The 16,013-nt window shown below is 65.5% G+C and carries 11 protein-coding genes; all 11 read right to left on the bottom strand.

What is annotated here, in order from left to right:
- Positions 1-11: 11 nt before the first annotated feature.
- Positions 12-2,141: an elongation factor G gene (gene fusA, locus AB7878_RS13180; protein ID WP_369494802.1), complete on the bottom strand. Its 2,130-nt coding sequence runs from the start codon at positions 2,139-2,141 to the stop codon at positions 12-14.
- A gap of 135 nt (positions 2,142-2,276) precedes the next feature.
- Positions 2,277-2,744 carry a 30S ribosomal protein S7 gene (gene rpsG / locus AB7878_RS13175; protein ID WP_192105773.1) on the bottom strand — a complete coding sequence of 156 codons (468 nt, stop codon included), beginning with the start codon at positions 2,742-2,744 and terminating at the stop codon, positions 2,277-2,279.
- 67 nt (positions 2,745-2,811) lie between these two features.
- Entirely contained in the window at positions 2,812-3,186 is a 375-nt protein-coding gene (gene rpsL / locus AB7878_RS13170) for a 30S ribosomal protein S12 (protein WP_077481292.1), read from the bottom strand.
- Between the two features lie 178 nt (positions 3,187-3,364).
- On the bottom strand, positions 3,365-7,579 hold the full coding sequence (gene rpoC, locus AB7878_RS13165) for a DNA-directed RNA polymerase subunit beta' (protein ID WP_369494801.1): 4,215 nt from the start codon (positions 7,577-7,579) through the stop codon (positions 3,365-3,367).
- Between the two features lie 89 nt (positions 7,580-7,668).
- Positions 7,669-11,829, bottom strand: coding sequence for a DNA-directed RNA polymerase subunit beta (gene rpoB / locus AB7878_RS13160; protein WP_369494800.1), 4,161 nt, complete (start codon positions 11,827-11,829; stop codon positions 7,669-7,671).
- A 349-nt stretch (positions 11,830-12,178) separates the two neighbouring features.
- A complete protein-coding gene (gene rplL / locus AB7878_RS13155; protein WP_369494799.1) occupies positions 12,179-12,550 on the bottom strand; it encodes a 50S ribosomal protein L7/L12 in 372 nt (123 codons plus the stop codon).
- 47 nt (positions 12,551-12,597) lie between these two features.
- Entirely contained in the window at positions 12,598-13,119 is a 522-nt protein-coding gene (rplJ, locus tag AB7878_RS13150) for a 50S ribosomal protein L10 (RefSeq protein ID WP_077481284.1), read from the bottom strand.
- 342 nt (positions 13,120-13,461) lie between these two features.
- Positions 13,462-14,169, bottom strand: a complete 708-nt coding sequence (gene rplA, locus AB7878_RS13145) for a 50S ribosomal protein L1 (RefSeq protein ID WP_369494798.1) — start codon at positions 14,167-14,169, stop codon at positions 13,462-13,464.
- 3 nt (positions 14,170-14,172) lie between these two features.
- The gene (rplK, locus tag AB7878_RS13140; protein WP_077481280.1) at positions 14,173-14,601 is read right to left on the bottom strand and encodes a 50S ribosomal protein L11; all 429 of its coding nucleotides are present in this window, start codon (positions 14,599-14,601) and stop codon (positions 14,173-14,175) included.
- Positions 14,602-14,976: 375 nt separating this feature from the next.
- The gene (gene nusG, locus AB7878_RS13135; protein ID WP_369494797.1) at positions 14,977-15,537 is read right to left on the bottom strand and encodes a transcription termination/antitermination protein NusG; all 561 of its coding nucleotides are present in this window, start codon (positions 15,535-15,537) and stop codon (positions 14,977-14,979) included.
- 10 nt (positions 15,538-15,547) lie between these two features.
- The gene (gene secE, locus AB7878_RS13130) at positions 15,548-15,937 is read right to left on the bottom strand and encodes a preprotein translocase subunit SecE (RefSeq protein WP_369494796.1); all 390 of its coding nucleotides are present in this window, start codon (positions 15,935-15,937) and stop codon (positions 15,548-15,550) included.
- Positions 15,938-16,013 lie beyond the last annotated feature (76 nt).

The following is a 16,013-nucleotide window of genomic DNA, read 5'->3' as shown; positions in this document are numbered from 1 at the left end:
GACCGCTGCGGTTAAGCCTTCTTGACCACCTGCTCGGCGATGTTGTTCGGCGCCTCGGCGTAGTGGTCGAACTCCATCGTGAAGGTGGCGCGACCCTGGGTCAGCGAACGGATGGTGGTGGCGTAGCCGAACATCTCGCCCAGCGGAACGAACGCGTCGATGGTCTTGCCCGACGGCGTGTCTTCCTGGCCGCGCAGGATGCCGCGGCGACGGCTCATGTCGCCCATCACGTCACCCACGTAATCCTCCGGCGTCACCACCTCGACCTTCATGATCGGCTCGAGCAGCACCGGCGAGGCCTTCGCGAAGCCCTGCTTGAACGCCATCGAGGCGGCCAGCTTGAACGCCATTTCGGACGAGTCGACGTCGTGATAGGAGCCGAACACCAGCTTCACCTTGACGCCCACCACCGGGAAGCCCGCCAGCGGACCGCTGGTGATGGTTTCACGCAGACCCTTCTCGACCGAGGGGATGAACTCCTTCGGGATCACGCCGCCGGTGATGTCGTTGATGAACAGGAAGTCGTCCTTGATCGCCGCGGACAGCTTCTCGTCGGCGCGGTCGGCATCGCTGATCGGCGACATCTCGATCACGACGTGACCGTACTGGCCCTTGCCGCCGGACTGCTTGGCGTGCTTGTAGTCGGACTTGACGTCGCTGGAGCGGATCGTCTCGCGATACGCCACCTGCGGCTTGCCGACATTGGCCTCGACGTTGAACTCGCGCTTCATGCGGTCGACGATGATGTCGAGGTGCAACTCGCCCATGCCCGAGATGATGGTCTGGCCGGATTCCTCGTCGGTACGCACGCGGAAGGACGGATCCTCGGCGGCCAGGCGGCCCAGCGCGACGCCCATCTTTTCCTGGTCGGACTTGGTCTTCGGCTCCACCGCCATCGAGATCACCGGCTCCGGGAACGTCATGCGCTCCAGGGTGATCACGTGATCCTGCGCGCACAGCGTGTCGCCGGTCGTCACGTCCTTCAGGCCGACCGCGGCGGCGATGTCGCCCGCGCGGACTTCCTTCAGTTCGTGGCGATCGTTCGCATGCATCTGCAGGATGCGGCCGATGCGCTCCTTCTTCGACTTCACCGGGTTGTAGACGGCATCGCCGGCATTCAGCACGCCCGAGTAGACGCGGAAGAAGGTCAGCGAACCGACGAACGGGTCGGTCATGATCTTGAACGCGAGCGCGGAGAACGGCGCGGCGTCATCCGCCTTGCGGGTCGCCTCGTGGTCGTTCTCGTCCATGCCGGTCACCGGCGGACGATCCACCGGCGACGGCAGCAAGTGCACCACCGCATCCAGCATCGCCTGCACGCCCTTGTTCTTGAAGGCGGTGCCGCAATAGACCGGAATGATCTCGCTGGACAGGGTGCGCTGGCGCAGGCCCGCGATGATCTCGTCCTCGCTGAGGGAACCCTCCTCGAGGTACTTGTTCATCAGCTCTTCGGTGGCCTCGGCCGCGGACTCGACCATGAAGCCGTGCGCTTCATCCGCCTTGTCCTTGAGGTTCGCCGGGATGTCCGCGTACTCGAACTTCATGCCCTGGGACGCCATGTCCCACACGATCGCCTTCATCTTGAGCAGGTCGACCACGCCCTCGAAGTTGTCCTCGGCACCGATCGGCACCACCATCGGCACCGGGTGCGCGCCCAGGCGCGACTTCAGCTGGCCGACCACCTTGTCGAAGTTCGCACCGGTGCGGTCCATCTTGTTGACGAACGCGAGGCGCGGCACCTTGTACTTGTTGGCCTGGCGCCACACGGTCTCGGACTGCGGCTGCACGCCGCCGACCGCGCACAGCACGAACACCGCGCCGTCGAGCACGCGCAGCGAGCGCTCCACCTCGATGGTGAAGTCGACGTGTCCGGGGGTGTCGATGATGTTGAAGCGGTACTGGTCCATCGAGCCATCCATGCCCTTCCAGAACGCCGTGGTGGCGGCGGAAGTGATGGTGATGCCGCGCTCCTGCTCCTGCTCCATCCAGTCCATCGTGGCCGCACCGTCGTGCACCTCGCCGATCTTGTGCGAGACACCGGTGTAGAACAGGATGCGCTCCGTGGTCGTGGTCTTGCCGGCATCGATGTGAGCCATGATGCCGAAGTTGCGATAGCGCTCGATGGGAGTGGTGCGTGCCATGGTCGTATCCGACGGAGATCCATCCCCGAATGGGCAATGGCGGCCATCCGGGCCGCTCTGGTCATGAAAAAATCCGGCACGTGTGCCGGCTTGTCTGGCGCCGCCCGCATCAGCGGGCGGCGCAACCACCGCCGATTACCAGCGGTAGTGTGAGAAGGCCTTGTTGGCTTCCGCCATGCGATGAGTTTCCTCACGCTTCTTGGCGGCACCACCACGGCTCTCGGAAGCTTCCTGCAACTCGGCGGCCAGCTTGCGCGGCATCGAGGTTTCGCCGCGCTTGCGCGCAGCCTCGATCACCCAGCGCATCGCCAGCGCCATGCGGCGACCCGGACGCACTTCCACCGGCACCTGGTAGGTGGCACCGCCGACGCGACGGGACTTCACCTCGACGGCAGGCGCGACGTTGTTCAGCGCCTTCTCGACCAGAGCCACCGGCTCGGCGTGCTTCTCGCCCAGATGCTCCAGCGCGCCGTAGACGATGCTCTCGGCCACCGACTTCTTGCCGCTCTTCATCACCATGTTGATGAAGCGGGCGATCAGCTGGCTGCCGTGCTTCGGGTCGGGCAGCACCACACGGGCGGGATGGGAACCTTTACGCGACATAGTTATTGTCTCTTTGAATAGGCATCCATGCCCCAAGAAAAGCGGCCGTCCTGACCGCGCTCCTCAATTAGGCCTTCGGACGCTTGGCGCCGTACTTCGAGCGCGACTGGCGACGCTTGGTGACGCCGGCGCAATCAAGGCTGCCGCGCACCGTGTGGTAGCGCACGCCCGGCAGATCCTTGACGCGACCGCCGCGGATCAGCACCACCGAGTGCTCCTGCAGATTGTGGCCTTCGCCACCGATGTAGCTGATCACCTCGTAGCCGTTGGTCAGGCGCACCTTGGCGACCTTGCGCAGGGCCGAGTTCGGCTTTTTCGGGGTGGTCGTGTAAACGCGCGTGCAGACGCCGCGACGCTGCGGGCTGTTCTGCAGAGCAGGCGAATCGCTCTTGTAGCTCTTCGGGCTGCGGGATTTGCGCACCAACTGGTTGATAGTCGCCATGCGAAGCCTTTCCTGAAAACATAAAGGCAGCCCGAACAAGCTCGGTCTGCCAAGAAGCGGGAATATAACACGGACGGCCTGTCACAGACAAGCCAGCGTCCCGCCTTCCATGACCCGAACACGAGGTGCGTCCGTGCACCTCATTTCGTATGTCTAGCGAGCAGCGCCCGGAACGGGCTTACTCGGCACCACTTTCACTGCCGGCCGGCGCCTCGGCAAACGAGACGGCGGAAGCGGTACCGGAGAGCGTCTCCAGTTCCGAGGCGGTCAGGCCGCCCTGGCTGCGACGCGAGGCGTGATACGCCAAGCCGGTACCCGCGGGAATCAGACGGCCGACGATAACATTTTCCTTCAGACCCCGCAAGGTATCGCGCGTGCCGCGGACCGCCGCCTCGGTGAGGACGCGGGTGGTTTCCTGGAACGAGGCCGCCGAGATGAACGACTCGGTGGCCAGCGAGGCCTTGGTGATGCCCAGCAGCACCGACTGGTACTCTGCCGGACGCTCGCCCTTGCCTTCCGCCCGCTCGTTCTCGGCGTTGATGCGCACGCGCTCCACCTGTTCGCCGCGCAGGTAGTGGCTGTCGCCAGCGTCGATGATCTCGACCTTGCGCAGCATCTGGCGAATGATCGCCTCGATGTGCTTGTCGTTGATCTTCACGCCCTGCAGACGGTAGACGTCCTGAATTTCCTTGACCAGGTACGAGGCCAGCGGCTCCACGCCCAGCAGGCGCAGGATGTCGTGCGGGCTGGGCTCGCCGTCCACCACGGTCTCGCCCTTCTCCACGTGCTCACCTTCGAACACGATGACCTGGCGCCACTTCGGAATCAGCTCCTCGTGCTCGTTGCCGTCGACGTCCTTGATGATCAGGCGCTGCTTGCCCTTGGTGTCCTTGCCGAAGCTGATCACGCCCGAACGCTCGGCCAGCACCGCCGGTTCCTTCGGCTTGCGCGCCTCGAACAGGTCGGCCACGCGGGGCAGACCGCCGGTGATGTCGCGGGTCTTGGAGGTTTCCTGCGGGATACGTGCGACCACGTCGCCCACGCCCACCGCGGCGCCATTCTGGATCGACACGATCGCGCCGGCCGGCAGGAAGTATTGCGCGGCGATGTCGGTGCCCGGCAGTTTGAGCTCGCGGCCCTTGGCATCTTCCAGGCGCACGATCGGGCGCAGATCCTTGGCCTGAGTGCCGCGGCGCTTCGGATCGGTGACCACCGCCGACTCCAGGCCGGTCAGTTCGTCGGTCTGGCTCTGCACGGTGACGCCATCGAGGAAGTCGATGAAGCGCACCACGCCGGCCACCTCGGTGACGATCGGGTGGGTGTGCGGATCCCAGTTCGACACGGTCTGGCCGGCCTTCACCGGTGCGCCGTCCTTCACCGCGATGGTGGCACCGTAAGGCACCTTGTAGCGCTCGCGCTCGCGGCCGTTGGCGTCGAGCACCGACACCTCGCCCGAACGCGACACCGCGACCAGGTGTCCCTGCGCGTGCTGCACGGTCTTCAGGTTGTTGAACTTCAGCGTGCCGGTGGTCTTCACCGTCACGTTGTCCACCGCCGCGGCACGCGAAGCGGCGCCGCCGATGTGGAAGGTACGCATGGTCAGCTGGGTGCCGGGCTCGCCGATCGACTGCGCGGCAACCACGCCCACGGCCTCGCCCATGTTGACCAGGTGACCCCGGGCCAGGTCGCGGCCGTAGCACAGCTTGCACACGCCGTGGCTGGCGGCGCAGGTGATCGGCGAACGCACCTTGATCGACTGCACGCCGGCCTTGTCCAGCTTCTCGACCAGCGCCTCGTTCAGCAAGGTGTCGCGCTCGACGATCGGCTGGTCGTCGTTGCCGGGGGCGTAGACGTCCTCGACCACCACGCGGCCCAGCACGCGGTCGCGCAGCGGCTCGACCACGTCGCCGCCTTCCACGATCGGCTGCATCACCAGGCCTTCCTCGGTGCCGCAGTCGTCCATGGTGACGACGACGTCCTGCGCCACGTCCACCAGACGGCGGGTGAGGTAACCGGAGTTCGCAGTCTTCAGCGCCGTGTCCGCCAGGCCCTTGCGGGCGCCGTGGGTGGAGTTGAAGTACTGCAGCACGTTCAGGCCTTCGCGGAAATTGGCCTTGATCGGGGTCTCGATGATCGAGCCGTCCGGACGCGCCATCAGGCCGCGCATGCCGGCCAGCTGGCGGATCTGCGCCACCGAACCACGGGCGCCGGAGTCGGCCATGATGTACAGCGAGTTCATCGACTTCTGGGCGACCTGCTTGCCCTCGTTGTCGGTCACCGTCTCGGTGCCGATGCCGTCGATCATCGCCTTGGCGACCAGCTCGTTGGTGCGCGACCAGATGTCGACCACCTTGTTGTAGCGCTCGCCGGCGGTGACCAGGCCCGACTGGTACTGCTGCTGGATCTCGACGACTTCCTTCTCGGCCTCTTCCAGGATCGCCTTCTTCTCGGCCGGGATCTTCATGTCGTCAATGCCGATCGAGATGCCGGCGCGCGTCGCGAAGCGGTAGCCGGTGTACATCAGCTGGTCGGCGAAGACCACGGTTTCCTTCAGGCCCAGGCGACGGTAGCTGGCGTTGATCAGGCGCGAGATCGCCTTCTTGGTCAGCTCGGTGTTGGCAAGCTGGAACGGCAGGCCTTCCGGCAGGATCTCGGCGAGCAGCGCGCGACCCACGGTGGTCTCGACCAGCTTGATTTCCTCGCTGCGGGCGCCATCGGCGGCGATATGCACCTGCCTCAGGCGCACCTTGATCTTGGCGTGCAACTCGACCGCGCGGTTGTCATAGGCGCGGCGCACCTCGCTGATGCCGGAGAACACCATGCCGGTGCCTTTCACGTTCACCAGTTCGCGGGTCATGTAGTACAGGCCCAGCACCACGTCCTGGGTCGGCACGATGATCGGCTCGCCGTTGGCGGGGCTGAGGATGTTGTTGGTGGACATCATCAGCGCGCGCGCTTCCAGCTGCGCCTCGATCGACAGCGGCACGTGCACCGCCATCTGGTCGCCGTCGAAGTCAGCGTTGAACGCGGTGCAGACCAGCGGATGCAGCTGGATCGCCTTGCCTTCGATCAGCTTCGGCTCGAACGCCTGGATGCCGAGGCGGTGCAGGGTCGGCGCGCGGTTCAGCAGCACCGGATGCTCGCGGATCACCTCTTCCAGGATGTCCCAGACCTGGCCTTCCTCGCGCTCGACCAGCTTCTTGGCCGCCTTGATCGTGGTGGCTTCGCCGCGAGCCTGCAGCTTGGCGAAGATGAAGGGCTTGAACAGCTCCAGCGCCATCTTCTTCGGCAGGCCGCACTGGTGCAGGCGCAGGGTCGGGCCCACGGTGATCACCGAACGGCCGGAGTAGTCCACGCGCTTGCCGAGCAGGTTCTGGCGGAAGCGGCCCTGCTTGCCCTTGATCATGTCGGCCAGCGACTTCAGCGCGCGCTTGTTCGTGCCGGTGATGGCACGACCGCGGCGGCCGTTGTCGAGCAGCGCGTCGACCGATTCCTGCAGCATGCGCTTCTCGTTGCGCACGATGATGTCGGGCGCGTTGAGTTCGAGCAGGCGCTTCAGGCGGTTGTTGCGGTTGATGACGCGACGGTACAGGTCATTCAGGTCGGAGGTCGCGAAGCGGCCGCCATCCAGCGGCACCAGCGGGCGCAGGTCCGGCGGCAGCACCGGCAGCACGGTCAGCACCATCCACTCCGGCTTGTTGCCGGATTCCAGGAACGCCTCGATCAGCTTCACGCGCTTGGTGAGGCGCTTCAGCTTGGTCTCGGAATTGGTGGAGGCGATCTCTTCCTTCAGGCGGATCACTTCACCCGGCAGATCCAGCGACTTCAGCAGCTCGTACACCGCCTCGGCGCCCATGCGGGCGTCGAACTCGTCGCCGTGCTCTTCCACCGCTTCCAGGTACTGGTCTTCGCTGAGCAGCTGGCCGCGCTCGAGCGCGGTCAGGCCCGGATCGATCACCACGAACGCTTCGAAGTACAGGATGCGCTCGATGTCGCGCAGGGTCATGTCCAGCATCAGGCCGATGCGCGAGGGCAGCGACTTGAGGAACCAGATGTGCGCGGTCGGGCTGGCCAGCTCGATGTGGCCCATGCGCTCGCGGCGCACCTTGGCCAGCGTCACCTCGGTGCCGCACTTCTCGCACACCACGCCGCGGTGCTTCATGCGCTTGTACTTGCCGCACAGGCACTCGTAGTCCTTCACCGGGCCGAAGATCGCGGCGCAGAACAGGCCGTCGCGCTCGGGCTTGAAGGTGCGGTAGTTGATCGTCTCCGGCTTTTTCACTTCGCCGTACGACCAGGAGCGGATCAGTTCCGGCGAGGCCAGCGCGATCTTGATCGCGTCGAAATCGCGCGTTTCGCGCTGCTGGTTGAAGAGGTTGAGCAGGTCTTTCATGGATGTCTCCGAAGATCGGAAATAGGGAATGGAGAATCAAGAATCGGGAGTGCGCAGAGCGGCGGTTCGCTCCGCGCCTCCTCCTCAACTCACTTCACTTCTTCCAGATCGATATCGATACCGAGCGAGCGGATTTCCTTCACCAGCACGTTGAAGGATTCCGGCATGCCCGCCGCCATCTCGTGGTTGCCGTCGACGATGTTCTTGTACATCTGGTTGCGGCCCTGCACGTCGTCGGACTTCACCGTCAGCATTTCCTGCAGGGTGTAGGCCGCGCCGTAGGCTTCCAGCGCCCAGACTTCCATTTCGCCGAAACGCTGGCCGCCGAACTGCGCCTTGCCGCCCAGCGGCTGCTGGGTGACCAGCGAGTACGGGCCGGTGGAGCGCGCATGCATCTTGTCGTCGACCAGGTGGTTGAGCTTCAGGTAATGCATGTAGCCCACGGTGACCGGACGGTCGAACGCCTCGCCGGTGCGGCCGTCGTACAGCGTGGTCTGGCCCGACTCGGGCAGATCCGCCAGCTTCAGCATCGCCTTGATCTCGGTTTCCTCGGCGCCATCGAACACCGGCGTGGCCATCGGCACGCCCTGCTGCAGGTTGTTCGCCAACGCGAGGATCTCCTCATCGGTCAGCGACTTCAGATCGACGTGCTGCACCGCGCCGGCGACGTGGTGGTTGTAGATCTGGTCGAGGAACTCGCGCACCTGCTTGACCTTGGCCTGCGCCTCCAGCATCAGCTGGATCTTCCGGCCCAGACCCTTCGCGGCCCAGCCCAGGTGCACTTCCAGGATCTGGCCGATGTTCATGCGGCTCGGCACGCCCAGCGGATTCAGGCAGATGTCCACCGAGTTGCCGTCGGCCATGTACGGCATGTCCTCGACCGGCACCACGTTGGAGACCACACCCTTGTTGCCGTGACGGCCGGCCATCTTGTCGCCCGGCTGGATGCGGCGCTTCACGGCCAGGAACACCTTGACCATCTTCAGCACGCCCGGCGCAAGGTCGTCGCCCTGGGTGATCTTGCCCTGCTTCTCCTTGAAGCGCTTGTCGAACTCCTCCTTGTGGCGCTTGACCTGCTCGGCCGCGCGCTCGAGGAACTCGGTGACCGCCTCGTCCTTGACGTTGATCTTGAACCAGTCGTCCTTCTTCAGGCCGTCCAGGTAGGCGTCGGTGATCTCGGCGCCGCGCTTCAGGCCGCCCGGGCCGCTCATCGCGCTCTGGCCGACGAGCTGGGTGCGCATGCGGTTGTAGATCGCGCCTTCCAGGATGCGGAACTGGTCGTCGAAGTCCTTGCGGATGCGCTTGATCTCGGTTTCCTCGATCTGCTTGGCGCGCTTGTCCTTCTCGATGCCGTCGCGGGTGAACACCTGCACGTCGATCACGGTGCCGTCCATGCCCGGCGGCACGCGCAGCGAGCTGTCCTTCACGTCGCTCGCCTTCTCGCCGAAGATCGCGCGCAGCAGCTTCTCTTCCGGCGTCAGCTGGCTCTCGCCCTTCGGCGTGACCTTGCCGACCATGATGTCGCCGGCCTTCACCTCGGCACCGATGTAGACGATGCCGGACTCGTCCAGACGCGCCAGCGCCTGCTCACCCACGTTCGGGATGTCGGCGGTGATTTCCTCGGCGCCCAGCTTGGTGTCACGCGCGACGCAGGCCAGCTCCTCGATGTGGATCGAGGTGTAGCGGTCTTCCTGCACGACGCGCTCGGACAGCAGGATCGAGTCCTCGAAGTTGTAGCCGTTCCACGGCATGAACGCGATCAGCATGTTCTGGCCGAGCGCGAGCTCGCCGAGGTCGGTCGAGGAACCGTCCGCCAGCGTGTCGCCCTTCGCCACCACGTCGCCCACGTTCACCAGCGGGCGCTGGTTGAGGTTGGTGTTCTGGTTGGAGCGGGTGTACTTGGTCAGCGTGTAGATATCGACGCCGGCGTCGTTCTCGCCCACCTCGGCCTCGTGCACGCGCACCACGATGCGGCCGGCGTCGACCTGGTCGATCACGCCGCCGCGCCTGGCGGAAACGGTGACGCCGGAGTCGCGCGCCACCGCGCGCTCGATGCCGGTGCCCACCAGCGGAGTCTGCGAACGCAGCGTCGGCACGGCCTGGCGCTGCATGTTCGCGCCCATCAGCGCGCGGTTCGCGTCGTCGTGCTCCAGGAACGGCACCAGCGCCGCCGCCACCGACACGGTCTGCATCGGCGAGACGTCCATGTAGTCGACTTCGGCGGCCGGGCGCAGCTCGGACTCGCCGCGGAAGCGGCAGGAGACGAATTCCTCGACGAAGGCGCCGTGCTTGTCCAGCGGCGAGTTCGCCTGCGCGATCACGTGGTCGCCTTCCTCGATCGCCGACAGGTAGTCCACCTTGTTGGTGACCTTGCCGTTCGCCACCTCGCGGTACGGCGTCTCCAGGAAGCCGTACTGGTTGGTGCGCGCGTACACGGCGAGCGAGTTGATCAGGCCGATGTTCGGGCCTTCCGGCGTCTCGATGGTGCAGACGCGGCCGTAATGGGTCGGGTGCACGTCGCGCACCTCGAAGCCGGCGCGCTCGCGGGTCAGGCCGCCCGGCCCCAGGGCCGAGACGCGGCGCTTGTGCGTCACTTCCGACAGCGGGTTGTTCTGGTCCATGAACTGGCTGAGCTGCGAGGAGCCGAAGAACTCCTTCACCGCGGCCGCCACCGGCTTGGCGTTGATCAGGTCCTGCGGGGTGAGGCCATCGGCCTCGGCCAGGCTCAGGCGCTCGCGCACGGCGCGCTCCACGCGCACCAGGCCGATGCGGAAGGTGTTCTCGGTCATCTCGCCGACCGAACGCACGCGGCGGTTGCCGAGGTGGTCGATGTCGTCCACCGTGCCGTGGCCATTCTTGATCTCGATCAGCACCTTCAGCACGTCGAGGATGTCGGAGGTTTCACCCTGCTCCTTGACCAGGCGCTGGGACTCCTCTTCCTTGCGGTCGCCGAAGTACTTGTGGTCGTACAGCACGCCCGGACCGAGGATCTCCTTGCGGCCCACGCGGCGGTTGAACTTCATCCGGCCGACTGCCGACAGGTCGTAGCGGTCGAAGGTGAAGAACAGGTTGAAAAACAGGTTCTGCGCGGCGTCCTTCGTCGGCGGCTCGCCCGGGCGCATCATGCGATAGATCTCCACCAGCGCCTCCAGCGGGGTGCGGGTGTTGTCGATGCGCAGGGTGTGCGAGATGTAGGCGCCACGGTCGAGGTCGTTGACGTACAGCGTCGGCACGACGTCGATGCCGGCCTTGCGGAAGTTCTCCAACTGCTCGGCAGTGATCTCGTCGTTGGCCGAGGCCAGCAGCTCGCCGGTCTTCGGGTCGACGATGTCGATCGCCAGGATGCGGCCGACCGGGTAGTCGTCCGGCACTTCCAGCGCAGTGATGTTCTCGGCCGCGAGCTGGCGCACGTGGCGCGCAGTGATGCGCTTGCCGGCTTCCACCAGCACCTTGCCGCCGATCGCCAGGTCGAACGAAAGCGTCTCGCCGCGCAGGCGCTCGGCGACCAACTCCAGCGTGGTGCCGCCCTTGGCGCCCAGGTGGAACACGTTGTGCTCGAAGAAGATGGCCAGCATCTCCTCGTTCGAGTAACCCAGCGCGCGCAGCAACACGGTCACCGGCAACTTGCGGCGACGGTCGATACGGGTGAACAGCGCGTCCTTCGGGTCGAACTCGAAGTCCAGCCACGAGCCGCGGTAGGGGATCACGCGGGCCGAGAACAGCAGCTTGCCCGAGCTGTGCGTCTTGCCGCGGTCATGGTCGAAGAACACGCCCGGCGAACGGTGCAGCTGCGAGACGATGACGCGCTCGGTGCCGTTGATGATGAAGGTGCCGGTATCGGTCATGAGCGGGATCTCGCCCATGTAGACCTCCTGCTCCTTGACGTACTTCACGGCCTTCTTCGAGGCCGGGCTGTCCTTGTCGTAGATCACCAGGCGCACGGTGACGCGCAGCGGCGCGCCGAAGGTCATGCCGCGGTTGCGGCACTCGCGCTCGTCGAAACCGGGCTCGCCGAGGCGGTACTCGACATACTCCAGCGCGGCGTTGCCCGAGTAGCTCACGATCGGGAACACCGACTTCAAGGCGGCATGCAGACCCCTGTCCTCGCGTTTCTTGGGCGCGACGTGCTCCTGCAGGAATTCCCGGTAGGAATCGGTCTGGATGGTCAGCAGGTTGGGCACGCCCAGCACGGGGGGCCGCTTGCCGAAATCCTTGCGGATGCGCTTCTTCTCGGTAAACGAGTAGGTCATGGGTTGACGCCTCGGTTCGCAGTGACGCCGGTGGTGCACGCACCGGCTGAATGGGGGTGCTTGGATCTGCGGGATCGCGGTTGTCGACTCTTGGCGAATCGACAGCCGCGATGCCTCAGAGCAAGAGCGTCCGTGCTCGATGAGCAAGCAATGGGCTCCTGCCCATTGCTTGCTCGCCCGCCGGAGGCGGGCTCCGCTGGATCAGGCGCGAGCGCCTGATCCACGGCGGGCCATCCTGACCCGCGGCGGCGCTTCACGCCGCCCGCTCTTGAAGCGGCCAAAGCCCGGGAGCTTTCGCCCCCAGGCTTGGCTTGCGCTAGGTCTGACTGACGGCGCGCAAGAGCGCCGATTACTTCAGTTCGACCGTGGCGCCAGCAGCTTCCAGGTCCTTCTTGAACTTCGCGGCGTCTTCCTTCGAAGCGGCTTCCTTCACGACGCCACCGGCCTCGGTGAGGTCCTTGGCTTCCTTCAGGCCCAGGCCGGTGATCGCGCGGACGGCCTTGATCACATCGACCTTCTTGTCGCCGGCGCTCTTCAGGATCACGTCGAACTCGGTCTGCTCTTCGGCGGCCGGGGCGGCACCACCACCGGCGGCGGCCACAGCGACCGGGGCAGCAGCGGACACGCCAAACTTCTCTTCGATGGCCTTCACCAGCTCCATCACTTCCATCAGCGACTTGGCGGCGACGGCTTCAACGATCTGTTCGTTGCTCAGGGACATTTTGATTTACCTCTGGAAATGGATTCGTTACGGATACGTCGTCGGGATCAGGCGGCCGCAGGGGCTTCGGCGGCTTCGCCACCGCCCTGCTTGTCGGCCACGGCCTTGACGGCGCGGGCGAACATCGCGGCCGGCTCGGCCAGCACGCGGGCCAGCATGGCCAGCGCCTCGTCACGGGTCGGCAGCGAGGCCAGCACGTCGACGTGCGCGGCCGGCAGCAGCTTGCCTTCCACCGAGACGACGCGCGCCTTCAGCTTGTCGTTGCTCTTGGCGAATTCCTTGATCAGGCGACCGGCAGCGCCGGGTTCCTCGGTCGAGAACGCATACAGCAGCGGACCGGTCAGGACGTCCTTGACGACCTCGAACCCGGTGCCCGCCACGGCGCGCGATGCCAGCGTGTTCTTGACAACCTTCAGAAACACGCCGGTCTCGCGGGCCTTCTTGCGCATCGCGGTCATCTGCTCGACCGTGGTGCCCGCGTACTCGACAGCGACCAGGGAGTGGGCCTTCGCGGCGACTTCTGCCAGCTCGGCGACTACTTCTTGCTTCTGGGACAGATTGAGAGCCATTGCACTCCTCCAAATGAACTCCGCTCACGGCTCCTGCCGCTTGCGGTCCTGGGCGACGCCGTCCGTGACGTCGGGGACGCGGGGCGTCCCGGGTGGTGGCCTTTCCAGAACGACGAATCATTCCAGTGGGGGCGTCACCATCTGCGCAGGCCGGATGGCGGGCATCCGATTAAGCGGCCGGGCTGGCGACGACGGCGATTCCCTGCCATGAGCGAGCTCCCTGCCCGTCGTCGTCGCGCGCTGACCGCGCCTGCGGTCTTTGACGGCTGCCTCGACCATGCGATCGGGGCTGCCCTCAAAAACGACCCGCGCGGCAACCGGCCGCGCGGGAAAAACACTTCCTTACTTGGTCGCGATGTTCAGCGACGCGGTATCCACGGCAACGCCGACGCCCATCGTGGACGACAGCGCCACCTTCTGCAGGAACTGGCCCTTGGCCGTGGCCGGCTTGGCCTTCAGCAGGTCGGCGACCAGCGCGTTGAGGTTGTCCGCGAGCTGCGCGGCCTCGAATGTGGCCTTGCCGATGGTGGCGTGGATGATGCCCGCCTTGTCGTTGCGGAACTTCACCTGGCCGGCCTTGGCGTTCTTGACCGCGGTGACGACGTCGGCGGTGACCGAGCCGTCCTTCGGGTTCGGCATCAGGCCACGCGGGCCGAGCAGCTGGCCCAGCTTGCCGACCACGCGCATCGCGTCCGGCGTGGCGATCACGCGACCGAAGTCGAGGTCGCCGCCCTGCATGCGCTCGGCCAGGTCATCCATGCCGACCGCGTCGGCGCCGGCGGCCTTGGCGGCCTCGGCCTTCTCGCCGGCCGGGCAGAACACGGCGACCTTGACGGTCTTGCCGGTGCCGTGCGGCAGCAGCGAAGAACCGCGCACGCCCTGGTCCGACTTCTTCGCGTCGATGCCGAGGCGCACGGCCACGTCGACGGATTCGGCGAACTTCGCCTTGGCGTTGTCCTTGACGATCTTCAGGGCCTCTTCCAGGCCGTAGACCTTGCCCGGCTGCACCGCGGCCTGGGCGGCCTTCATACGCTTGGTGATCTTTGCCATGTCTTAACCCTCCACCACCAGGCCCATGCTGCGCGCGCTACCGGCAATGGTGCGCACCGCGGCGTCCAGATCGGCAGCCGTCAGATCCGGCTCCTTCTGCTTGGCAACGTCTTCGAGCTGCTTGCGGGTGATCTTGCCGACCTTGTCGGTGTTCGGCTTCGACGAACCCTTGGCGACGCCGGTAGCCTTCTTGATCAGGATCGTGGCCGGCGGAGTCTTGGTGATGAAGGTGAAGCTGCGATCGGAATACGCGGTGATGATCACCGGAATCGGCAGACCCGGCTCCATCTTCTGCGTGGCGGCGTTGAACGCCTTGCAGAATTCCATGATGTTCAAGCCGCGCTGACCCAGCGCCGGACCGACCGGCGGGCTGGGGTTGGCCTGACCGGCCTTGACCTGCAGCTTGATGTAGCCAACTACTTTCTTTGCCATTGGATTTTCCTCGCGAGTTCAGGCGCCTTGCGGCTCCTCGCCATGCAACGTCCCTGGTTGAGAGGGGAAACCGCGCTCCCGCGGATTCCTGAAACACGGACACGCCGGGTCGAAAGACCCCGGCGGGAACCGTGCAGTATAAGGATTGACCAGCCTTCTAGCAAGCCCCGTGCCGAACGCTCTTCTCCCTGCCCTGCGGAGAGAAGCTGACCCGAAGAACCGGATGAGGGACCAGGCTGGCCTGACGTCCAGACCGGAGAGCGCTTCGAATCAATCCTTGCGCAAGCCCCGGCCCCTCACCTCAATCCTCTCCCCGGAGGGGAGAGGAGGCGAACGTGCGATGCAATGCCGCTCCGCCCGAACGCCTCAGCCAGATTAAGCCTTCTCGACCTGGCCAAACTCCAGTTCTACTGGAGTAGAGCGGCCGAAGATCAGCACCGCCACACGCAGGCGGCTCTTCTCGTAGTTGACTTCCTCGACCACGCCGTTGAAGTCGTTGAACGGGCCCTCGGTGACGCGCACCATCTCGCCCGGCTCGAACAGCACCTTGGGCTTGGGCTTTTCCACGCCCTCGCGCACGCGGCTGAGGATGGTGTCGGCCTCGCTGTCCTTGATCGGCAGTGGCTTGTCGGCGGTGCCGCCGATGAAGCCCATCACCTTGGGGGTTTCCTTCACCAGGTGCCAGCACTCGTCGTCGATGCGCGGCGCCTTGCCCTCGGTGTTCGTCTCGATCTGCACCAGCACATAGCCGGGGAAGAACTTGCGATCGCTGCGGCGCTTCTGGCCGCCTCGCATCTCGATCACTTCTTCGGTCGGCACCAGCACCTCGCCGAACTTCTCCTCCATCCCGGCGCGCACGATGCGCTCGGAGAGCGCCCGCTTCACCTGGTTCTCGAAGCCCGAATAGGCGTGCACCACATACCAACGCTTGCTCACGGCTTTGACCTCACAGCTTGAGCAGCCAGTCGAGAATGACCGACTTCAGGATCAGGTCGATCAGGCCCAGCAGCAGCGACAGGATGATGACCACGACGAGGATGATGCCGGTGGTCTTGATCGTCTCGTCGCGAGTCGGCCAGACCACCTTGCGCATTTCGAACTGCGATTCGGCGAGGAAGTGCCGCACGCGACGTCCCAGCGCGGTGAACGCGGCGATCGCCAGTGCGATCACCAGCGCCGCCAGCACGCCCAGCAGGCGCACCACCGGCGGCACGTTGGCGTCATTGCTGAACCAGGAATAGGCGACGACGCCGGCCACCAGGATCACGGCGGCCAGCACCAGTTTGCCGATATCGGCGACGCTCGTGCCCTTGGGCTGTTCTGCCTTGGTGTTCATGTGCAGTCTGCGGATGTCATCGGTCACCGGAACCTGGAAAGCGTCCGGTACGCCGTCATCCGTCATCGATCCTCGG

Origin of the sequence: Rhodanobacter humi, assembly GCF_041107455.1 — a bacterium.
Lineage (GTDB): Bacteria > Pseudomonadota > Gammaproteobacteria > Xanthomonadales > Rhodanobacteraceae > Rhodanobacter_A.
The sequence above is the reverse complement of the archived record's forward strand: the minus strand, read 5'-3'. Positions and strand labels throughout refer to the sequence as shown.